Consider the following 22,048-nt stretch of genomic DNA (forward strand, 5'->3'; position numbering starts at 1 on the left):
GCCGGGGAGAGGCAGGCGATCATGGGCGGCCCGGGCCTCGACCTCGATCTCGACCCCCACCTGCGCCAGCTCCTGCTGGAGGAGGCGGAGCGGGAGCCGGTGGTGCGCCGTCGCCGCGTCGGCGTCATCGCGCGGCTCCGCGGGGCGCAGGTCGAGGTCCCGGGTCTGGACGTCGTGGTGCGGGCCGGGACGGTGGTGACCGGCCGCACCGACGTGGCGGCGCTGCCGGCCCTGCGCCGGCACCCCGACGTGCTGAGCCTCAAGCGCACCCATCGGTACCTGCCCCACGACGCCGTCACCGTGCCCGGTGCCACGGTCGCGGACCGGCCCGGCGACCGCGACGCCCGGGAGCCCGCCGCGGCCGACCGCCCGTGGACCGGGCGTGGCGTCGTCGTCGGGATGCTCGACTGGGGGTTCGACCCGGCGCACGTCGACCTGCTCGACGCCGACGGGCGCAGCCGGTTCCTGGCCCTGTGGGACCAGCGGGGCGGTCGCACGCCCCTGAGCCCGGCCGCCTACGGGTACGGCCGCGTGCTGGACGCGGCGGCCCTCGACGCCGCGCTCGCGACGCCCGACCCGTATGCGGCGCTCGGGTACGACCCCGCCGACGTCGACCCGTTCGGGCAGGGCACCCACGGCACCCACACCCTGGGGATCGCGTGCGGCACGGGGCGCTCGGGAGCGCCGCGGGGCCTGGCGCCCGACGCGGCGATCCTGGCCGTGCACCTGCGCGGTGACGACACCGCCCCGCACGACACGCTCGGCGACTCCGTCCGCATCCTCGAGGGCGTCGACTGGGTCTTCCGGACGGCGGGGGACCGGCCGGTCGTGCTCAACATGAGCCTGGGGCGCTGCGGTGGCCCGCACGACGCGTCGCCGCTGGTCGTGCGGGCGCTCGACACGATGCTCGAGGTCCCGGGCCGGCAGATCGTCTGCTCGGCCGGCAACTACTACGCGACGGGCCAGCACACCAGCGCCCAGCTGCGGGAGGGCGTCCCGGTCACGTGGGGATGGCACGTCGAGGCTCCCCTGGTCGACGACGCCGAGCTCGAGATCTGGTACCCGGCCGCCGACGAGGTCACGGTCGAGCTCCTGGCGCCGGGTGGCGCCGTCGTGCGGCTCGCGGCGGGGGAGGCGCGCGTGCTGCGCGACGACGGGCGCGTGGTGGTCTCCGGCTTCCACCGGCGGGCGGACCCCGCCACCGGGGACGGCGTGGTCGACCTGTTCCTGTGGCCCGGGGCGCCCGCCGGGACCTGGCGGGTGCGCCTCCTGCCGGACCGGGTGCAGGACGGTGAGGTCCACGGCTGGATCGAGCGGGTGCACCGCGGCCGCCAGAGCCGCTTCACCGACCCGGACCCGCTCTTCACCACCAACACCCTGTGCAACGGCAGGCGCACCCTCGCGGTCGCGGCGTACGACCACCGGGCGCCGGTGCCGGTCCCCGGTGCGTTCAGCAGCGCCGGTCCGGCCCGGGACCTGCACCCGAAGCCCGACCTCGCCGCGCCCGGCGTGGCGATCACCGCCGCGCGCTCGGCCGTGCTGCTCAACGGGCGCCGGGAGCGGGACGGCACCACGACCATGACCGGGACGAGCATGGCCGCCCCGCACGTCAGTGCCGCGGTCGCCGTGCTGTTCGAGGCCGCGGGGCGGCCCCTGGCCGCGGCGGAGGTGGGGGACCTGCTGCGCTCGACCGCGCGTCCCTGCCCGCTGGGGACCGACCGCGTCGGACGCGGCCTTCTCGACGTCGACGCCGCGCTGGCGGCGTTGGCCGCACGCCCCGGGACGCCGGTGACGCCGGCCGGTGGCCCGGCGACCGACGACGGACGGACGAGGTGAGGGACGATGGACGACGACCTGCTGACCGGGTACTCCGAGGACGCCGCGGTCGCGTGGCTGACCGACGGCGAGTCCACCGAGGACGCGAGCGCGTGGCCCCCGGACGGCGAGTCCTCCGACGCCGCCGCCGCGTGGCTCGTCGGTGAGGGTGCCGAGGCCCGACCCCCGACCGGGGCGGCCGTCGCCGCGCTGCGCGTCGTCCCGCCGCTCCTCGAGGCGATGCCCGCGCTCCTGGAGGCGCTCGTCCGGGTCACCGGACCGGGCACCGCGGAGGCGCCCGACCCGGACGGGTCCGACACGGGTGGCTGGGAGCCTGGGCCGGCGCACCTCACGGAGCACCTCGAGCCCGACGACGGCGCCTCGCCGGAGGTCGGGTTCATCGCGCTCGCGGGCGTGCTGATCCCGGCGGCGGAGCTCGGGCTCGGGGTGTTCGACCGGCTCCAGCAGCACGTGTTCAACGGCTCGTTCTCCGTGACCTCCACGCCCGCGACGTACGTGCACAACCCGAGCCCGACGGGCCTGGCGATCCAGCGTCGCTCGTTCCGGTTCCCGATCACCGCGCACCACCCGAGGGTCGGCATCGACACCCAGACCTTCTGGTTCGACGTGGCGCTCGAGTACGACGGCTTCAACGTGCGGCGGGTCGCGGTGTCGGAGGACCGCGGCAGCTCGAGCACGCTGGTCTCGTCGAGCTTCTCGGTCTCCTTCACCCCGTCCGCCTACACCGCGGCGAACGAGCCGGTGTCCGCGGTGGCCTTCACGATCGGCGGCCGGTGGGACCCCGTCGGCAGCGGCGACGAGAGCTTCACCGGACGGTTCGTCGTCGACGCCGCGGGCAACCTCACCGGGCTGCAGGTCGCCTCCTCGCAGAGCTGGGTCCGCCATGGCGCGCTGACGTACTCGGGTGGGGGCCCCGTCCCGCGGCCCACGACCGCCGTGCAGGCGACGACCGTGCACTTCGACCCGTCGGGGAGCTTCGCCCTCACCCAGGAGAAGATCCGCCACCTGCACACCTGGTACACCGGGCTCCCGGGCGCCGTGCAGGCGGAGATCCGTCGCGGCGTGCAGCCCGTCCGCCTCACCGGCCGGGCGTCGACGACCGGCACCGTGCAGCAGAACCAGGAGCTCGCCCGCAAGCGCGCCGACGCGGTGGCCCGGGTGCTGCGGGACCTGGCCGGCACGTCGGCCCGCGTCGACGTGGAGGTGCACGGCGAGCTCGGGGCGCGGACGCCCGACGCGCAGGAGGTGCCCGCGGAGCGGCGCGTCGACGTGCGGTGCGAGTACCAGGTCTACCAGCTCTGAACCGCGGGCCAGGTCGCGGCGCGGCGCCGCGCGACCCCGGCGCCCGAGGCGCCCCGCAGCACGACGAGCTGCTGCGTCGCGCGGGTCATGGCGACGTAGCGGTCGACGGCGCCCTGGATCCCGTCGCCGAACGCCTCCGGGTCCACGAGCACGACGAGGTCGACCTCGAGGCCCTTGGCGAGCAGCGGGGTCAGCGACCGGACCCGGTCCGACCCGGACGGTGCGGGCGCGCCGATGACGCACGCCGTGCCCTCGGGGTGCTCCGCGAGCCACGCGTCGAGGACGTCCTCGAGCTCGGCGATGGTCCCGTGACGCACGGGGACACCCGTGCTCCGGACCGACGCCGGGACGTTCGCGTCCGGGACCGCGGCGCGGATCACCGGCTCCGCCTCGGCCATGACCTCGGCCGGCGTGCGGTAGTTCAGGCTCAGGGACGCGACGGTGACGTCGTCGAGCCCGACCCGGCGCAGCCGCTCCTGCCAGGGCTCGGGGAAGCCCTGCCGGGCCTGGGCCCGGTCGCCGACCACCGTCAGGCTCCGCGACGGGCACCGGCGCAGGACCATCCGCCACTGCGCGTCCGTGAGCTCCTGCGCCTCGTCGACGACGACGTGCGCGAACGGGCCCGTGGTCGAGCCGGGATCCACGGGCGCCTGGGCGTCGGCCACCAGCGCGTCGCTCAGGTCCTCGCCCCGCAGCATCGACATGACCAGCAGCTCCGAGTCGTCGGACGCGATGAGGTCGTCGACGACGTCGGCCCGGCGCTCGCGCTCGGACGCGATCTGCGCCTCGTGCCGTCGCCGGCGGCGTGCGGCCTCGGGGTCGCCCAGCCGATCCCGCGCCGCGTCGAGCAGGGGCAGGTCGGCGACGGTCCAGGCGTGCGGCTCGGCGCGCTGCAGGAGGCGGACCTCCTCCGGAGTGAGCCACGGCGCGCACAGGCGCAGGTAGGCGGGCACGGACCAGAGGTCGGCGACCAGGTCGGGAGCGTCGATCGCCGGCCACGCACGGTCGAGGGCCCGCCGCAGCGGGCGGTGCCGTGCGAGGGCGCGGCGCAGCTCGTCGGCCGGGACCTCCTCGTCGAGGCCGTCGAGCCGGTCCACCAGGAGGTCGAGCAGCGCCGCCCAGATGTCCTCGCGGGCCTCGTTGTGCGAGGTGCCGGGGTCCACCGCAGCGAAGGCCTCGTCCCAGTCGTCGGGGACGAGGCGGACGTCCCCCCACGGCGTCTCGACGGTCATGCCGGACGCCGGCGGACGCTCGGAGAAGCGGACCGCCGGCTCGATCGCGTCGACCATCCGCGCGGAGGCCTTGAGCAGCGCGACCCGCGGGTCCGTCTCCTCGAGCGCGCCGGCCCCCTCGGGGACGAGGTCGCGCAGGGTGCAGGTGCGCACCCCCTCCTCGCCGAGGCTCGGCAGCACGTCCCCCACGTACGCCAGGTACGGCTCGTGCGGGCCGACGACCAGCACCCCGCCGCGCCGGTGGCCCAGGCGCGGGTCGGAGTGGAGCAGGTACGCGGTGCGGTGCAGGGCGACGACCGTCTTGCCCGTACCCGGGCCGCCGTCGACCACGAGGGCGCCCCGGGACCCCGCCCGGATGATCGCGTCCTGGTCGGCCTGGATGGTCCCGAGCACGTCGCGCATCCGGGCCGATCGGCTGGCACCGAGGCTCGCGACGAACGCCGACTGGTCGTCGAGGGCGGCGTGGCCCTCGAGGCCCTCGGGGGTGAACACCTCGTCCCAGTAGTCCGTGACCCGGCCGGCGGTCCACCGGTACCGGCGGCGGCTGACGAGCCCGTGCGGGTCGGCGTGGGTGGCGCCGAAGAACGGTTCCGCGGCCGGGGAGCGCCAGTCCACCAGCAGGCGCCGGCCGCCGTCGTCGGTGAGCCCGAGCCGCCCGACGTAGACCGTCGTACCGTCGGCCCGCACCATGCGGCCGAGGCACGCCTCGAGGCCGGCGCGGCTCAGCGCCTTCAGGCGCGCGGTCTGGCGGTGCACCTCCTGGTCGCGCTCGAGCGCCGCCTGGCCGCCGCGGGTGGGCCGGCGTCGGGCGGCGGTGAGGCGCGTCGAGGCCGTCGCGGCGGCCGCCGCGAGCGCCGCCGCGACCGCGGCGAGGTGGCGGTCGTCGTCGGCCGTGAGGCGCGGGTCGGCCTTCGCCGCGAGGCGCTCCGGCAGGGCGAACGCGCTGGTCGTGACGGGTTCCATGGTGCGGCTCCGATCGTCGGCGGCCCAGGCCGGCGATTCTCCGGCGCGACGGGGGTCTTGCCGCAAGATCCCGGGCGCGCTATACGTTGAGCATGGCAAGGACCCGCGGGTCCTTGCCATCGCTGTGCGCCGCGCCCGCGACCGGCGCTGTCGAACGTGTGTTCGAGTACGCTGATCGCGTGACCGCCGCGACGATCCTGCACGCCGACCTGGACGCGTTCTACGCGTCGGTCGAGCAGCTGCTGGACCCGGACCTGCGCGGACGCCCCGTGGCGGTCGGCGGCGGGCCGACGGGCGGCGTCGTGCTGGCGGCGTCGTACGAGGCGAAGGCCTACGGGGTCCAGGGCGGGATGGCGGGGTGGCGCGCCGCGCGGCTGTGCCCCTCGCTCGTCTTCGTGCGCGGCACCTTCGGGGAGTACCAGCGGATCGCCGACCGGGTGATGGCGGTGCTCGAGGACGTAACGCCGGAGGTGGAGCGGATCTCGATCGACGAGGCGTTCCTCGACGTCTCGGGGGCGACGCACCTGTTCGGGACGCCCGAGACGATCGCCGGGATGGTGCGTCGTCGCGTCCGCGGCGACGTCGGCCTGCCGATCTCCGTCGGCGTCGCGCGGACCAAGCACCTCGCGAAGATCGCCTCCCAGGTCGCCAAGCCGGACGGGCTCGTGGTGGTCACGCCCGGCACGGAGCAGCAGTTCCTCGCGCCGCTGTCCGTGGACCTCGTCTGGGGCGTGGGGCCCGTGACCTCGCGCCGCTTGGCCGACGCCGGGATCCGCACCATCGGCGAGCTGGCGCGGATGCCGACGGACCTCGTGGAGTACCTGCTCGGCCGCGGCGTCGGGCGCAAGCTCCACGCCATGGCGCACGACGACGACCCGCGACCCGTCGTGACGTCCCGGCGCGCCCGGTCGGTCGGTGCCCAGTCCGCGCTCGGGCGGCGCCGGCCCGAGCGGCACCTCGTGCGGGAGGTGCTGGCCCACCTGGCCGACCGGGTCTCGCGCCGGCTCCGGGCCACGCACCAGGCGGGCCGGACCGTGACCGTGCGGGTCCGCTTCGCGGGGATGCGCTCGGTCACGCGCTCGCGGACCCTCGACGTGGCCGTGGCCAGCACGCTGACGCTCACCGAGGTCGCCGAGCGGCTGGCGTGGGCCGCGATCGAGGAGACGCCCGACGAGCCGGAGATCTCGCTGCTCGGCGTCCAGGTCTCCCACCTCGCCGAGCAGCGCGCGATCCAGCTGGAGCTCGAGCTCGGGCCCAGCGACCCCTGGCGCGCGGGATCCCCGACGGGTGCGGCGCGGCACGCCGTCGACGGCTCGATGGACGCGATCCGGCAGCGGTTCGGCGCCGGGGCGGTCGGCTACCTCCCGGCCCTGACCAGGTCGAACGGCGTCCCCGACGAGTTCCGCGAGCTCGCCGAGCACGACCTGCAGGACGACGGCGTGGTCAGGCCTCGAGCTCGGTGAGGACCGAGGGGAGCTCCTCCAGCAGCTCGCGGGCCAGGTAGCCGCGCTGGGCGACGCGCGCCGCGAGCCGGCCGCCCGAGGCGCCGTGCAGGTGGGTGCCCCAGCACGCCGCCTGGAGCGGCGTCGCGCCGCGGGCGAGGACCCCGGCGACCGCGCCCACCAGGACGTCGCCGCTGCCGGACGTCGCGAGGCCGCCGTTGCCGGTCGAGGCCTCGTGGAGGGCGCCGTCCGGGTCCGCGACGGCGCCGCGGCACGTGACCACGGCGCCGTACCGCCGCGCGATGCGGGGGGCCATGGCGACGGGGTCGTCCTCGTCGCCGTCGAGCAGGCGCGCGCCCTCGTCGCCGTTGGGCGTCAGGAGGAGGCGGCCCGCGAGGCGGGCCACGAGGGCGTCGTCCACCGACGGCAGGACCCCGAGGGCGAAGGCGTCGAGCACCACCTGGGTGTCGCTGCCCACCAGCGGCAGGAGTGTCTCGAGGAGGGCCAGGGTCTCGTCGGCCCCCGCCAGGCCGGGCCCGACCACGAGGACCCGTGCGCGCTCGAGGTTCGGGGCCAGGCGGTCCGTCCCGGCCCCGTCGAGCAGGCCACCCGCGGTCTCCGGCAGCCCCACCGCGCCGGACTCGGGCACGGCGACGGCGACGGCCGTCGCCACCGACTCCGCGACGGCGAACGTCAACCGGCCCGCACCGACGCGCAGCGCCGCGATGCCGGCGAGCATCGCCGCACCCGGCGTCTCCCGCGCGCCGCCCACGACGAGCACGGAGCCGCGCTCGTCCTTGGACCCGGCGTCCCGGGGGAGCGGCCACGCGCGCAGGGTGGCCGGCGTGATCGGCTCAGAGCGCGCCATCAGTGGTCCCCGGAGGCGCGGTCGCCGGCACGTCGAGCTCGGCCAGGTGGTCCGCCGCGTCGAAGTCGCGCATCGTCCAGACGGTGCCCGGGCCCCCGTCGCGCACGAGGCGCGTGACCGACGTGTTGCGCAGCGAGCGCTCCCGCCCGACGGCGAGGATCTCCGACTCGGTCAGCTCCTCGCACAGGTAGCGCAGCACCATGATGGGCGCGTCGTGGCACACGACCATCACGGGGCCCTCGCCCACCGCGCCCGCCGCACGCAGCACGTCGAGGTCCGTGAGGAAGGCGCGCAGCCGCAGCGCGATGTCGGCCCAGGACTCCCCGCCCGGCGGTCGGTAGTAGAACTTCCCGAGCCAGCGCCGGCGCTGGGCCTCGAACGGCTGCTGGGCGTCGACGCCGCGGCCGGTCAGCGTGTCCAGCACCCCGAGCTCGCGGTCCCGCAGGCGCTCGTCCAGGCGGACACGCAGGTCCAGACCGGCCGAGCGCAGGGCGATCTCGGCGGTCCGGTGGGCGCGGACGTACGGCGACGCCCACACGGTCGCGGGACGCTCCGCGACCGGCTGCGCAGCCAGCCATGCGCCCAGCGCGCGGGCCTGCGCCTCGCCCAGCGCCGAGAGCTCGACGTCCGGGTCGCGCGCGGGGACGGGCACGACCTCGGCACCGGAGGAGTGGGCGGCGTCGGCCGCCACGTTGCCCAGGCTCTGGCCGTGGCGGACCAGCAGGAGCGTGCTCGGGCTCATGCCTCGCCCTGCGTCGCGCCGGTCGTCGCGCCGGTCGCCAGGCGGCTGCGCCGCCGGCCGTAGGCCATGTACACCACGAGGCCGATCACCATCCAGACGAGGAAGCGGATCCACGTGTCCAGCGGCAGGTTGATCATGAGCCACAGGCACGCCACCACACCGAGGATCGGGACGAGGGGCACGCCGGGCGTGCGGAACGAGCGCGGCAGGTCGGGACGCGTCCGGCGCAGCACGAGGACGCCGATGCAGACCACGGCGAACGCGAAGAGCGTGCCGATGCTCACGAGCTCGGAGAGCGTCTCGAGCGGGACGAAGCCGGCGAGCCCGGCGACGCACGCCGTGACCACGACGGTGATGAGCCACGGCGTGCCGAACTTCGGGTGGACGCGTGCCAGACCCGGGGGCAGCAGGTGGTCGCGAGCCATCGCGAAGAGCACGCGGGACTGGCCGAGCATCAGCACGAGGATCACGCTCGTGATCCCGGCCACGGCGCCGAGCGCGATGAGCCGCGCCGCCCACGTGAGGCCGAGGCTCGAGAAGGCCTCGGCCAGCGGCGCCGCGGTGTTGAGCTCCCCGTACGGCACCATCCCGGTGATGACGGCGGCGACGGCCATGTAGAGGACCGTGCAGATGGCGAGCGACCCCAGGATGCCGCGCGGCATGTCCCGCTGCGGGTTGCGCGTCTCCTCGGCCGTGGTGGCCACGATGTCGAACCCGATGTAGGCGAAGAAGACGACGGACGCGGCGGCGACGACGCCGAACGCCCCGAACATCGTCGGCTCCAGGCCGAGGAACGCCTGGATGATCGGCTGGTGCATGAGGCCGCCGCCCTCGGCGGCCGGAGCCGGCTCGGCGGGCGGGACGAAGGGGCTCCAGTTCGCCGTGTTGATGTACATGGCGCCGAGCACGATCACCAGGAGCACGACGGCGATCTTCACCACGACGAGCACGGCGGTGAACCGGCTGGAGAGCTTGGACCCGCGGATGAGGAGGAAGCCCAGCAGGATGACGATGGCCATCGCCGCGAAGTCCGGGCGGGCGGCGTCACCGGCGAGCCAGGTGGGCAGGCCGAAGAGCTGCGCGAGGTACGCCGACCAGCCGCGCGCCACGACCGCGCCGCCCAGCATGAGCTCGAGCAGCAGGTCCCACCCGATGATCCACGCCGCGACCTCGCCGAGGGTCGCGTAGGAGAACGTGTACGCGCTGCCCGCGACGGGCACGGACGAGGCGAGCTCGGCGTAGCACAGCGCCGCGAGCCCGCAGGTGAGCCCCGCGAGGAGGAACGAGAGGACCACCGCGGGGCCAGCGTTCGTGGCGGCCTGGGTGCCCGTGAGCACGAAGATGCCCGTGCCGACGATGACGCCGACCCCGAACACCACCAGGTCCCACGCGCTGAGGTCGCGCTTGAGCCGGTGGGCCGGCTCGTCCGTCTCGCGGATCGACTGCTCGACCGACTTCACCCGCCTGGCCATGGGTCCTCCGTCGTGATGGTGCGCGTCGCTCTGCGGGACCCTAGCGGGGCACGCTGACGGCTGCTCGGCCAGTCTCTCCTGGTCCGCCCCTTCCCGGCACCCCGGGATCGAGGCATGACATCGCGCGCGCGTCGCCCCCGGCCAGTGCCGTGACCCGTGCCGCCGCCTCGGAGAGGCGCCCCTCGGGCAGCTCGCCCGCGTGCACGGCGGCGACGAGGGCGTCACGCATCCGGACGGCCTGGTTGCCGTCGGTCGCCAGGACGGCGTCGGCGCCCGCACCGACCGCGAGCACCGCCGCGACCGGGAAGTCCCACCGCACGTTCACGGCGCCCATGCCGATGCTGTCCGTCATCGCGACGCCCTCGAAGCCCATCTCGCGCAGCAGCGCGTACGCCGCGGGGCTCAGCGAGGCGGGCAGGGCGGGGTCCAGGGCCTCGTACTGCACGTGGTTGAGCATGACCACCGGCACCCCGGCGTCGACGGCGTCCTGGAACGGCAGCAGGTCCGTGGTCCGCAGCTCGGCCAGGGGCGTCGTCACGACGGCGCTCCCGGCGTGGGTGTCGTCGGTCGCGCGGCCCTGCCCCGGGAAGTGCTTGACGGTCGGCGTGACGCCCGCGTCCTGGAGCCCGGCCGCGAACGCGAGGCCGTACCGCGAGGCGGTCGCCGGGTCGGCGCTGAAGGAGCGGTCCCCGATGACGCCGCCGGCGGCGCCGTCGTCGAGGTCGAGCAGCGGGGCGAGGTCCAGGTCGACGCCGACCTCGGCGAGGCGCGCGCCGAGCCCCGCGGCGTACGCCTGGACCTCGGCGGTCGACATCGCCGCGAGCCGGCGCGGCGAGGGGCCCGCGCCCACGATGGCGCGGGTCACGGCGACCCGCCCCGACTCCTCGTCGGTCGAGACGAGCAGCGGCCGGGCGGCGCGCTCGCGCAGCCCCGCCGAGAGCGTGGCGACCTGCGCGGCGGAGCGGACGTTGGACTCCGAGAGGAAGACGCCGCCGACGCCGAGATCGACGACCTGCTGCGCCAACGCGTCGTCGGGCGCCGTCACACCGGGGAGCCCCACGACGAGCACGGCGGCGGCGCGCTGCTCGAGCGGTGCCGGCACGCAGGCGGGCTCCGCGGGCTCGGGCGCAGCCGGGGGCGCCACGTCGGTCCCGGTGGCCACGAGGGCGTCCATCCGCGGCACCGCGTCGGCAGCGTGCGGGAAGACGTCGCCGACCGTCGCGCAGCCGCCGAGCAGCGCGGTCGCGACGACCACGCCGACGACGGCGCGCTGCCGTCGACCGACACCCGCCACGGCGTGGTTGTCCCGCACGGGCCCATCGTGCGGGCCGACCGCCCGGCGCGCGAGCGGGCGGGGGCGGGGGCGGTGGCCCCGACGTGCGGGTTCCCCCGCAGCGGCCGCTTCCGGGCCTCAGCGCCGGCCGGGCAGCGGGGTGCGGTGGGGCGGCACCAGCCAGCTGACGGAGCGCATCACGTCACCGGCGCGCAGCCACTCGTAGCGCTCCGTGGTGGCGTCCGACGGGTTGTCCCGCCAGCAGACGAAGACGTGCGACGTGGTCCACCGGTTGGCGCGGGCCGGGCGCCACTCCTCGGTCCCGTCCGCCCACTGCACCCGCACGATGACGGGGACCTCGCCCATCGGCCGCACCGGCACGTCGGCGGGCTGGTCCCGGTTGGCGACCACGCGCCCGTCCCCACCCACCACGGGATCCTCCTGCTGCTCGAACGTGTGTTCGAGGATACCCCGTGGGCAGGACGCCGCGTCAGCGGTTCGGGCTGTCCCACCCGGCGTCGGTGCCGTACTCCCAGTGCCACGGCTCCTGGGGGCCGCCGCCGCCGGGTTCCATGATCGACGGGTGGTGCCAGCCGAACGCGGGCCCGTGCTCCTTCATCCAGAGGTAGTCGGGGTGGCTGAAGCTGCCCAGCCGACCGAAGTTCCCGAAGTCGACGGCGACGGCGCGGCCGTGGTTGGAGGTGCCGGGGGTGGCGGCCAGGCCGCCGCGGGAGCGCCGCGTGGCGACCTGCATGCCGTAGCTGCGGTAGGAGCTGACGACCGACAGGTCGTGGCCGTGCTCGGCGCGGTAGGCCTCGTTGAGGCGCTCCAGCGCCTCGGCCGCGTCGCAGCGCAGGAGCTCGTCGGCCGCGAACGCCGGGGCGCACAGCGCCTCGGCCGGGATCTCGCCGTTCGGTGCGGCCTCGGCGATGGCGACCTTGCGGGCCATCTCCGCGGCGGCCGCCTCGGCGGCCGCGCGGGCGGCGTTCTCCGCGATGCGTGCCTCGGTCGCCGCCTGCACCTGTGCGGCGAGGGCCGTGACCTGCTCCGCGACCTGGACCATCTCCTGGGTGGCCGCCAGGTCCGAGACCGGGGCGACGGGTGCCTGCGGCGCCGGCGTGGCCTCGGCCGGCGCCTCGGCGTCGCCGTCGGTGGGCACGGCACCCCGGCCGCCGGAGGCGCGGCTCGTGCGCTCGAGGAGCGTGTCGCGCAGCTCGGTCTCGGCGGCCTGGGTGGTGCCCGGGGCCGGCTCGGCAGAGCCGATCATGGCCTCGAGGCTGGCGACCGCCTGGTCCAGCGGCGCGACGGCGCCGGGGTCCACGACGGGCGCGGCCGTCGCGGCGACGGCGTCGGCCTGCTCGATGGCCGCCGCGGCGACCTGCAGGGCCTGCGTCCGCTGGCCGGCCGCCCACGCCTCGGCCTGGGCGGTGAGCCGCGCCGTCTCCGCGTTCGCGACGCGGGCGACGTGCTGCTGCCGGGCACCGACCGCCTCGGTGGCCACGTGAGGCGGGGTGGCGCCGACGCCCTCCTGGAGCGCGAACCCGCTGACCGCCAGGGCGGCGGACAGGGCGAGCGCGGTCGCGCCCTTGGCGGCGCGCACGGAGCGCGACCTGGGGGCCGGCGAGGCGGCGGCAGGGCCGTCGATCAGCGCGAACGGCGGCGGGCACGTCACCGCGGCCCGCAGCTCGCGGCGGGTGCGCTGCGCCTCCGGCCGCGGTGCGTCGCCCGCGACGGCGTGGTCCCGGGCGGCCGACGGCGTCGGGCGGGGGAGGGTCGTCGTCGTGCCGACCGTCGAGGCGGGCGTCGTGCCGGTCGTGGCGCCAGCCGTCGCAGCCGCTCGGAGCATGCGGCGGGTGGTCGCCGTCGCGGCCAGCGGTGCCGTCGCGGGTGCGGGTGCCGGCGCGGCGGTGGCCGGACGCGCGGCGGCAGCGGCTGCGTCGTCGACCGCGGCGGCGGCGACGCGTGCCGCCGCGAGGCGGAGCGAGCGGCGCGTGGGGCCGGTCGGTGCGGTGGGGTGCCCAGGGTTCGCGGACGCGGACGGCATGGCCGACTGCTGGGGCTCGTGCTGCAAAGCGGGGGGATCCTTGATCGTCGAGGGGCGGACGGCGCGGGCGGGTCCGGGGGCGCTGCCGGGCTCGCCTGGGGGCTTCGCGCGACGGGGTTCGAGGTCTGCTGTCCATTGGCACACGCCGGAGGCCCGTCGGACGAATCGAGGGAGCGCCCTTCACATGACCCGCACACCGATCGCGTCAGGGGTTGGGCAGGCCCCCCGGTGAACCGTTCCGCGCGTTGGTCACGGTTCCATCACGGCCGCCCCGCCGGGGCTCACGCCGCCAGGGAGCGGGGCTGAGTACCTCACAGCCAGCGCCGGGACCGGAAGTAGGCGTGCAGGACGACGGACCCCAGGACCATGAGCCCGAGGGCGGCCGGGTACGCCCAGGGCCAGGTCAGCTCGGGCATGTGCTCGAAGTTCATGCCGTAGACCGTCCCCACGAGCGTGGGCGCGAAGAGGATGGCGGCCCACGCGGAGATCTTCTTGACCTCCTCGTTCTGCGCGAGGCTCGCCTCGGTCATCGCGCGGACCTCCTCGTTCTGCCGCTCGGTGACGACCGTCGCGTTGACCGACAGCGCGTTCTGCAGCAGCGCGCGGAAGCCGTCCGCCCGCTCGACGACCCGCACGACGTGGTCCTGGACGTCGCGCAGGTGGCGGCGGAGCTCCTCGTCGACGTGGTACTCGTCCGCGCCCGCCTCGAGCGCGGCCAGCATCCCGAGGAGCGGGTGCGTGGCGCGCTGGAACGCCATCACCTCGCGGAGCAGCTCGTAGATGCGGCGCGAGACGGCCCGGTCGCCCGCGAAGAGCTGGTCCTCGATCTCGTCGATGTCGTTCTCGAGCCCCGCGACCACGGGCCCGTACTCGTCGACGACCTCGTCGAGGATGGCGTAGAGCACGGCCTCGGGCCCGAGTCGCAGCAGCTCCGGCGCGGCCTCCATCCGGCGGCGCACCTCGGCGAGGTCGGGGGACTCGGCGTGGCGCACCGTCACGACCACGCCGGGGCCGAGGAACACGTGCAGCTCGCCGAACTCGACGCTCTCGTCCGCGTCGAGGTACCGCGCGGGCCGGAGCACCGCGAACAGGACGTCGCCGTAGCGCTCGAGCTTGGGGCGCTGGTGCGCCTTGACCGTGTCCTCGACCGCGAGCGGGTGGATGTCGAACTCCCGGGCCACCGAGGCCAGCTCGGACTCGTGCGGCCGGTACATCCCGATCCAGGCCATCCCGCCCGTGGCGCGTATGGCCTCGTACGTCTCCTCGAGACCCATCGGCTCCGAGTGCCGCTTGCCGTCGACGTAGATCGCGTTGTCGACGATGCCCATGCCCGCTCCTGTCCTCGTGCCACGACGTCGCCGGGGCCACCCGGGAACCTAGCGGGCGCTGCGCGTGCGGCGCGCGTTCTCCTTGCCGATGGCGTCGACCAGCTCGTCCTTGGTCATGCTCGATCGTCCTGCGACCTCCAGCCGCTTCGCGACGTCGTACAGGTGGCGCTTCGAGGCGTTGGCGTCCACGCCGCCGGACGTCTCGGCGCGGGTGCCGCGCCCCCCGGCGGCCTTGCGGTCCGACGGCCCGTTCTCGTCCTTGGGCTCCCAGTGGTCGCCGACCTTCTCGTGGGTGTGCTTGAGCGCGGAGTACGCGACGCGGTGGGCGCGCTCGCCCTCGCCGTACTCGTCCGCCGCCGAGTCGTGGGCCTTGGCGAAGGTGCGCTGCGCCTTGGCGTCCGACCGCTGCAGGGTCGACGGCAGCTCCTCCTGCTTGGCCGTGCCGCGTCGCGTCGTCTTGGGCATCTCAGTCCTCCCTGGTGGTGACGGCCGTGGCTCCACGATGAGCCGGTCGGCAGGCCCGCGCCACCGCAGGCCCGCCGGCGCACGCGGTCACCCGGCGCGGTCCGGGCGCGGCCTCAGAGCGCGGCGAGCTCCCGCGCGAGGTCGTCCAGGCCGAGCGACCCGAGCCCGAGCGCGGCGGTGTGCCACGCCCGCAGGTCGAAGTCCGCGCCGCTCGCCGCGTGGCGGGCGCGGGCGGCCTCGCGGCCGGCGAGCCATGCCCGCTCGCCGAGCTTGTAGCTGATGGCCTGGCCGGGCCACCCGAGGTACCGGACGATCTCGCTGTGCACGAAGGCGCGGGGCGAGCCGCTGCGGGCCGCGAAGAACTCCTCGCCGAGCTCGGCGGTCCACCGCTCGCCGGGTGCGGACGCGACGGCGGCCGGGACCGGGAGGGACAGGTGCATGCCGATGTCGATCACCACGCGGACGGCCCGCATGCGCTGACCGTCGAGGTAGCCCAGGCGCGCGCCCGGGTCCGTCAGGTAGCCGAGCTCGTCCATGAGCCGCTCGGCGTACAGCGCCCAGCCCTCCGTCGTGGCCGAGACCGAGCCGAGGCTGACCTGGTAGCGCGAGAGCTCCGCGGCACGGTACGCCCACTGGCCGAGCTGGAGGTGATGGCCCGGCACGCCCTCGTGGTACCAGGTGCTGATGAGGTCCCACGTGGGGAAGCGGGTGCGGCCGAGCGTCGGCAGCCAGGTGCGGCCCGGCCGGCTGAAGTCGAGCGAGGGGCGGGTGTAGTACGGCGCCGCGGCCGCGCCCGGCGGCGCGATCATCGCCTCGACCCGCCGCACGGGCTCGGCGACGTCGACCACCGTGCCGTCGAGCTCGGCGATGGCGCGGTCCATCATCGCCTGGAGCCACGCGCGCACCTCGTCCACGCCCTCGACGGCCTCGCCGTGGACGTCGAGGTGGGCCAGGGCCTGCGCCGGCGTCGCGCCCGGCAGCACCCGGTCGGCCTCGGCGGCCATCTCGGCCTCGATGCGCGCCAGCTCCTCCCAGCCCCACGCGTAGGCCTCCTCCGGGTCGACCTGCGCGCCGGTCGCGGCCCTGGCCCCGAGCAGGTAGCGCTCTCGTCCGACGCCGTCCGGGGTTCCGGCGCATCCGGGCAGGTAGGTCTGCGCGATCCAGTCGCGCAGCTCCGCCACCCCGTCCCCGGCCCGGGCCGCGGCCGCGTCGAGCTCGGGCCGCAGCGACTCGGGCGCGGCCTCGACGAACCCGGCGTGCCACCCGCGCCCGGTGAGCCACGCGCCCAGCTGGCCGACCACGGCCTCCGCCTGGCGCGGCGCGCTCGTGCGGCCGGACGTCAGGCCCGCCGCGAGCTGCGCCCGGTAGCTGCGCGCGCACTCGGGCACGGCGTCGAGCCGGCGGCCGACGGTGCGCCAGTCCTCCTCGTCCTGCGTCGGCATCATGAGGAACAGGGACTGGAGCTGGTGCACGGGCGAGGCGATCGGCCGCAGGCTGACCAGGTCCTCGCCGGCCTCGTGGAGCGCGAGCTGGGAGCCCAGGCGCTCGGCGAGCAGGGTCGCGCACCGGCGGTCGTCCTCGTCGGTGACCCGGGCGCGCGCCAGGTCCGCGAGGGCCGAGCGGGCGGCGTCCGCCCGCTCCTCGAGCCCGGCGGGGGACAGGTCGGGCATGCGGTGCTCGTGGGGCCGGACCCCCAGGGCCGTGCTCACCGAGGGGTCGAGCTCGACGAGCGTGTCGACCCACCGGTCGGCGACCTCGCGGGCCGTCGGCGTCCCGTCGGGCTCGCGGGCGTCGGTGGGCTGCGGCGCGGGTGCTGTCATGCCTCGCACGGTAACCGAGGTCGGCTCAGTCCTCCGTGTCGTACTCCCAGTGCCACGGTTCGGCCGGCCCGGCGCCGCCGGGCTGCATGTACGAGGGGTGGTGCCAGCCGTAGGCGCCCGCGTTCTCGCGCATCCACCGGTACGTCGGGCGGTCGAACTGCCCCAGCGACCCGAACCCCTCGAGGTCCACGGCCAGGCCGAGCCCGTGGTTGGACGTGCCGGCCGCCGCCGCGAGGCTGCCGCGGGCCTGCCTCACCGCCGCCTGCGAGGCGAGGTCGCGGTAGGACGAGGACACCCCCAGGTCGCGCCCGAAGTGGGCGCGGAACGCCACGTTGAGCTGCTCGAGCGCCGCGGCCGCGTCGCACCGCAGCTGGACCCGCGGGGCGAAGTCGACGCCGCAGAGCGCGCTGGCGGGGATCGCGCCGTTGGGCGCGTCGCGCACCGCGTCGACGCGCCGCGCGAGCTCGGCCTGCGCCTGCGCCTGCGCCTGGGCGGCGGCCTCGGCGGCTGCGTTCGCGGCGATCGTGGACTCCGCCGTGACCCGGAGGCTCTCCGCCAGTGCCACGAGCTCCACCGCGGCGGCCCGGACCTGGGCCGTGACGGTCAGGTCGAGGGCCTGCGCGGCGCTGGTGACCACCGACGGCGTCGCGCCCCGTGGAGTCGTGCTGCTGCGTGCGCCGTCGTCCGTCGCGCGCTCCGCCGCCACGAGCGTGGCCGTCGCGGCCGCGGCGCGGTCGGCTGCCGTGCCGCTGGTTCCGGCGGCCTCCGGTGCGGCCTCCGGTGCGGCCTCCGGTGCGGGTGCGGCGGCCGGCTCCGTGTCGGTGCGCAGCATGCTGTCGGTCCTCGGCGGCGGGGCGATGACCTGGGACGCCGAGGGCGCCGCCGCGACGAGCTCGGCGAGCTGCGCCGCCGCCGCGTCGAGCGGGCCGACCTCCTCCGGTGCGACGACCGGCGTGGCCACGACGACGACGGCGCCCGCCGCGGCGAGGGCCGCCTGCGCCTGCGCCAGGGCGTCGTCGCGCTCCCGCGCCGCGTACGCCACGGCCTGCTCGGTCAGGCGTGCGGACTCGGCGGCGCCGACGCGCCGTAGGTGCTCGGCAGCGGCCTGCTCGGCCGCCTCCTGCGCCGCGACCGCCGCGGCCTGGCGGTCGTCCCGCGCGGTCTGCTCGACGTTGACCTGGGTCACCGCCCCCGCCAGGAACGCCGCGGAGAGGAGCATGACGGCGCCCGGACGCGCGACGACCCCGCGCAGCGTGCCCGCCCAGGCGTCCGGCGCGAGCGCGGCGGCCGGGCCGCGGAGCGCGGCGCGGAGTGCCGGCCACGGGCTGCCGGGCACGGCCGACCTGCGGCGCGCGCGGTGCCGCCCGGCCGCCGCCTGCTCGCGCGCCCTGAGCTCGCGACGAGTCAGGGGGGGCTGGTCGAGCTGCATCCGGGGCGTCGTCCTTCGGTGGCCGTCGACGACCGGGGACGTGGGGGCGTCCGCGGTCGCTAGTACGACCTGTCTCGGCGCGCCGGCGGCCGGACTGAAGCCCGGCCGGCGTGTCGTCCCAGGAGTTCACCCGTATGAGGGAACCGGCGGCGCCCGCACCGCGGGGCAGGTCAGCCGACGGACGTCGTGCCCCCCGCGGGCGGCACGCCGGCATCCCGGCCCGCGCCGCCCGGTGGCGGCGCGTCGATGCGGCAGCGCGAGAGGCCGTCGGCGAGGACCGAGACCAGGGCGGCCGCCTCGGTGGCGGAGAGCCGGACGCTCGCGACGCACTGGCCCTGGCGCCACGTGCTGACCACCACGACGGCGTCCTCCTCGTGCCAGGTGACCTGCAGGGCACGGCGCTCACCCCGCAGGTCAGGCAGCGCGGTGGCACCCGGTAGCGGCACCGCGACGACGTCTCCCATGGACGCACGATGCTCCGGCGCCGCGCGGATGTCCAGAGCCGCCGGGCACGCGTGAGGGGCGCCGACCCGACGGTCGGCGCCCCTCACCGGTGCTCAGCGAGCGGTCAGCTGCAGCCGCTGGTCGAGCCGCAGCCCTCGCAGACGTGGCACGAGCCCGCCGGGCGCATCTTGATGCCGCAGTTCATGCACAGCGGCGCGTCCGCCGCGCGGCCCTGCATGAGGTCCATGAGCTCGGCGGAGGAGTGCACGCTCGCGGGCACGGGGGCCACCGACGCCGCCGCGACCGACGGCGCGGGTGCCGAGGGGGCCGGTGCCGGGGCGGGCGCGGACGCCGCGGTACGTGCGGACGACTCGGCGAGGTCCGACGCCGACGGCGGCTCGTTCAGGGCCTCGTACGCGTCGCTGGGGACGGGCTCGTACGACCCGGTCTCGAGCTGACGCGTGCGCTCCTGCGTCGTGTAGATGCCGAGCGACGCGCGCGTCTCGAACGGCAGGTAGTCCAGCGCCAGGCGACGGAAGATGTAGTCCATCATCGACTGCGCCATGCGGATGTCCGGGTCGTCCGTCATGCCGGCCGGCTCGAAGCGCATGTTGGTGAACTTCTGCACGTACGTCTCCAGCGGCACGCCGTACTGCAGCGCGACGGAGATCGCGATCGAGAACGCGTCCATGACGCCCGCCAGGGTCGAGCCCTGCTTGCCGAGCTTGACGAACAGCTCGCCGAGGCCGTCGCCGGGGTACGAGCCCGCGGTGATGTAGCCGTCGGCGCCGCCCACCGTGAACGACGTCGTCAGGGACGTGCGCTGGCGGGGCAGGCGCTTGCGCGTGGCCCGTGCGGGCGCGGCCTCGACGACCGTCGTCGCCGCCGTCGCCTCGACCGCCGAGTCGGCGCCCTTGGCCTTGGCGTCGGAGAGCGGCTGGCCGACCTTGCAGTTGTCGCGGTAGATGGCGAGCGCCTTGATGCCCATCTTCCAGGACTTGAAGTAGATCTCCTCGATCTCCTCGACGGTGGCCGTCTCCGGCATGTTCACCGTCTTGGAGATCGCGCCCGAGATGAACGGCTGCACCGCGGCCATCATCCGGACGTGCCCCATCGGGGAGATGGCGCGCTCGCCCATGGCGCAGTCGAACACCTCGTAGTGCTCCGGCTTGAGGCCGGGGGCGTCGACGACGTGGCCGTGCTCGGCGATGTACTCGACGATCGCCTCGACCGTCTCCTCGGCGTAGCCCATGCGGCGCAGCGCCCGCGGGATCGTCTGGTTGACGATCTGCATCGAGCCGCCGCCGACGAGCTTCTTGAACTTCACCAGCGAGAAGTCCGGCTCCACGCCCGTGGTGTCGCAGTCCATCATGAAGCCGATGGTCCCGGTCGGGGCGAGCACCGACGCCTGCGCGTTGCGCCAGCCGTTCGTCTCGCCGATCCGGTTGCCCTCGGCCCAGACCTTGGTCGCGGCGGCGTGGATGCCGGCGTCCATCGAGCCGAGCGTGCGGATGTCGTCGTTCGCCGCGGCGTGCTTGCGCATGACGCGCTTGTGCCCGGCCTCGTTGAGGCGGTAGCCCTCGTACGGGCCCACGACGCCCGCGAGCTGGGCCGAGCGCTTGTAGGCCGTGCCCGTCATGAGCGAGGTGATCGACGCGGCGAGCGCACGCCCGCCGTCCGAGTCGTAGCCGTGCCCCGTCGCCATGAGCAGCGCACCGAGGTTGGCGTAGCCGATGCCGAGCTGGCGGAACTTGCGCGTCGTGTCGCCGATCGCCTCCGTCGGGAAGTCCGCGAAGCAGATCGAGATGTCCATCGCCGTGATGACGAGCTCGACCGCCTTCTCGAAGCGCTCGACGTCGAACGTGTCGTCGGCCCTGAGGAACGTCAGGAGGTTGAGCGAGGCGAGGTTGCACGAGGAGTTGTCCAGGTGCATGTACTCCGAGCACGGGTTGGACGCGGTGATGCGGCCGGACTCCGGGCTCGTGTGCCAGTCGTTGATCGTGGAGTCGTACTGCAGGCCCGGGTCGGCGCACTCCCAGGCGGCCTTCGCGATCTTGCGGAAGAGGCCCTTGGCGTCGACCGTCTCGATGACGCGGTTGTCCTGACGCGCGCGCAGCCCGAAGGTGCCGCCGTCCTCGACCGCCTGCATGAACTCGTCGCTCACGCGGACCGAGTTGTTCGCGTTCTGGTACTGGACCGAGACGATGTCCTTGCCGCCGAGGTCCATGTCGAAGCCGGCGTCGCGCAGCGCGCGGATCTTGTGCTCCTCGCGCGCCTTGGTCTCGACGAACTCCTCGATGTCGGGGTGGTCGACGTCGAGCACGACCATCTTGGCGGCGCGGCGCGTGGCGCCGCCCGACTTGATGGTGCCCGCGGACGCGTCCGCGCCGCGCATGAAGGAGATGGGGCCGCTCGCGGTGCCGCCCGAGGACAGCAGCTCCTTGGAGGAGCGGATGCGGGAGAGGTTCAGGCCGGCGCCCGAGCCACCCTTGAAGATCATCCCCTCCTCGCGGTACCAGTTGAGGATCGAGTCCATGGTGTCGTCGACGGCGAGGATGAAGCACGCGCTCACCTGCTGCGGCGACGGCGTGCCGACGTTGAACCACACCGGGGAGTTGAACGAGAAGACCTGGTGCAGCAGCATCCACGTCAGCTCGTGCTCGAAGACCGTCGCGTCCTCGTCGGTCGCGAAGTAGCCGAACTCGCGGCCGGCCTTGGTGTAGGTCAGCACCACCCGGTCGATGAGCTGCTTGAGGCTCCACTCGCGCTGCGAGGAGCCGACGGCGCCGCGGAAGTACTTGGTCGTGACGATCGTGGTCGCGTTGAGCGACCACGACGCCGGGAACTCGACGCCCTTCTGCTCGAAGATCGTCTCGCCGCTCTTCCAGTTCGTCTGCACGACGTCGCGACGGTCCCACTCGACCTCGTCGTACGGGTGGACCCCGGGCGTGGTGAACACGCGCTCGACCACGAGGCCGTTCTTGCGTCCGCGGGTCCCGCGGGCGCCCGCCTTGCCGGTGGACTCCGACGTCTCTGTCATGACTTCTCCTTCAGCGGGGTGCCGGGTGGCGCTCGCGCGGGTGTTCGGGGCTCGCTGTCCCAGGTGGTCGTGCCGTGCTCGCCGTGCTGCTCGTCGCGCGTGCTGCTCGTCGTGCCGTGCTCGTCGTGTCGTCGTGCGGTGGTGGTCGTGCTGGCCGTGCTGCGTCGCGGGTGGTGGGTCCTGGCGCCGGTCCACAGCGGGGGCGCGTCCTGCACAGGGTCATGCACAGGTTCATGCACAGTTTTGGCCGCTCACCACTACAGGTGCCTAACTTACAACCGTGGAACCACTAGATGTAGTGCCACGGGCGGTGAATCTGCGGGCCATGACGCCGCGGCCGCGCCGGGC

16 protein-coding genes are annotated in these 22,048 nt (G+C 75.3%); 3 read left to right on the plus strand and 13 right to left on the minus strand.

The window, feature by feature from the left end; genetic code table 11:
• Window positions 1-21 precede the first annotated feature (21 nt).
• Window positions 22-1,836 (plus strand): S8 family serine peptidase, encoded by a 1,815-nt coding sequence (locus H2O74_RS07910; RefSeq protein WP_182113878.1) that lies wholly within the window; start codon window positions 22-24, stop codon window positions 1,834-1,836.
• 6 nt (window positions 1,837-1,842) lie between these two features.
• Window positions 1,843-3,138: an OmpA family protein gene (locus H2O74_RS07915; RefSeq protein WP_182113879.1), complete on the plus strand. Its 1,296-nt coding sequence runs from the start codon at window positions 1,843-1,845 to the stop codon at window positions 3,136-3,138.
• Here the strand turns inward: H2O74_RS07915 and helR are convergent.
• Window positions 3,126-5,333: an RNA polymerase recycling motor ATPase HelR gene (helR, locus tag H2O74_RS07920; RefSeq protein ID WP_182113880.1), complete on the minus strand. Its 2,208-nt coding sequence runs from the start codon at window positions 5,331-5,333 to the stop codon at window positions 3,126-3,128. The genes H2O74_RS07915 and helR overlap by 13 nt on opposite strands.
• A 179-nt stretch (window positions 5,334-5,512) precedes the next feature.
• On the opposite strand from helR, the gene dinB reads away from it, so the two are divergent.
• The gene (gene dinB, locus H2O74_RS07925; RefSeq protein WP_255491857.1) at window positions 5,513-6,796 is read left to right on the plus strand and encodes a DNA polymerase IV; all 1,284 of its coding nucleotides are present in this window, start codon (window positions 5,513-5,515) and stop codon (window positions 6,794-6,796) included.
• Here dinB and H2O74_RS07930 read toward each other — a convergent pair.
• From H2O74_RS07930 to H2O74_RS07985, 12 genes are all read right to left on the minus strand, one after another.
• Entirely contained in the window at window positions 6,777-7,643 is an 867-nt protein-coding gene (locus tag H2O74_RS07930; RefSeq protein ID WP_182113882.1) for an NAD(P)H-hydrate dehydratase, read from the minus strand. The genes dinB and H2O74_RS07930 overlap by 20 nt on opposite strands.
• Entirely contained in the window at window positions 7,630-8,385 is a 756-nt protein-coding gene (locus H2O74_RS07935) for a histidine phosphatase family protein (protein WP_182113883.1), read from the minus strand. Before H2O74_RS07935 ends, H2O74_RS07930 begins: the two co-directional genes overlap by 14 nt.
• Window positions 8,382-9,857, minus strand: a complete 1,476-nt coding sequence (locus H2O74_RS07940) for an amino acid permease (RefSeq protein ID WP_182113884.1) — start codon at window positions 9,855-9,857, stop codon at window positions 8,382-8,384. The genes H2O74_RS07935 and H2O74_RS07940 overlap by 4 nt, the downstream gene beginning before the upstream one ends.
• A gap of 40 nt (window positions 9,858-9,897) precedes the next feature.
• The gene (locus H2O74_RS07945; RefSeq protein ID WP_182113885.1) at window positions 9,898-11,169 is read right to left on the minus strand and encodes a glycoside hydrolase family 3 N-terminal domain-containing protein; all 1,272 of its coding nucleotides are present in this window, start codon (window positions 11,167-11,169) and stop codon (window positions 9,898-9,900) included.
• 99 nt (window positions 11,170-11,268) lie between these two features.
• Window positions 11,269-11,559 carry a hypothetical protein gene (locus tag H2O74_RS07950; protein WP_255491858.1) on the minus strand — a complete coding sequence of 97 codons (291 nt, stop codon included), beginning with the start codon at window positions 11,557-11,559 and terminating at the stop codon, window positions 11,269-11,271.
• A gap of 61 nt (window positions 11,560-11,620) precedes the next feature.
• Window positions 11,621-13,174, minus strand: a complete 1,554-nt coding sequence (locus H2O74_RS07955; protein WP_182113886.1) for a D-alanyl-D-alanine carboxypeptidase family protein — start codon at window positions 13,172-13,174, stop codon at window positions 11,621-11,623.
• Window positions 13,175-13,485: 311 nt separating this feature from the next.
• The gene (locus H2O74_RS07960) at window positions 13,486-14,502 is read right to left on the minus strand and encodes a magnesium and cobalt transport protein CorA (protein WP_182113887.1); all 1,017 of its coding nucleotides are present in this window, start codon (window positions 14,500-14,502) and stop codon (window positions 13,486-13,488) included.
• Window positions 14,503-14,550: 48 nt separating this feature from the next.
• Window positions 14,551-14,967 carry a ChaB family protein gene (locus H2O74_RS07965; RefSeq protein ID WP_182113888.1) on the minus strand — a complete coding sequence of 139 codons (417 nt, stop codon included), beginning with the start codon at window positions 14,965-14,967 and terminating at the stop codon, window positions 14,551-14,553.
• Window positions 14,968-15,080: 113 nt separating this feature from the next.
• On the minus strand, window positions 15,081-16,787 hold the full coding sequence (locus H2O74_RS07970) for a DUF885 domain-containing protein (RefSeq protein ID WP_182113889.1): 1,707 nt from the start codon (window positions 16,785-16,787) through the stop codon (window positions 15,081-15,083).
• Window positions 16,788-16,812: 25 nt separating this feature from the next.
• A complete protein-coding gene (locus H2O74_RS07975) occupies window positions 16,813-18,216 on the minus strand; it encodes a D-alanyl-D-alanine carboxypeptidase family protein (RefSeq protein WP_182113890.1) in 1,404 nt (467 codons plus the stop codon).
• A gap of 170 nt (window positions 18,217-18,386) precedes the next feature.
• The gene (locus H2O74_RS07980) at window positions 18,387-18,680 is read right to left on the minus strand and encodes a hypothetical protein (protein WP_182113891.1); all 294 of its coding nucleotides are present in this window, start codon (window positions 18,678-18,680) and stop codon (window positions 18,387-18,389) included.
• Between the two features lie 104 nt (window positions 18,681-18,784).
• Entirely contained in the window at window positions 18,785-21,700 is a 2,916-nt protein-coding gene (locus H2O74_RS07985) for a vitamin B12-dependent ribonucleotide reductase (RefSeq protein WP_182113892.1), read from the minus strand.
• Window positions 21,701-22,048: the final 348 nt, after the last annotated feature.

Source organism: Actinotalea sp. JY-7876 (assembly GCF_014042015.1).
Taxonomy (GTDB): Bacteria; Actinomycetota; Actinomycetes; order Actinomycetales; family Cellulomonadaceae; genus Actinotalea.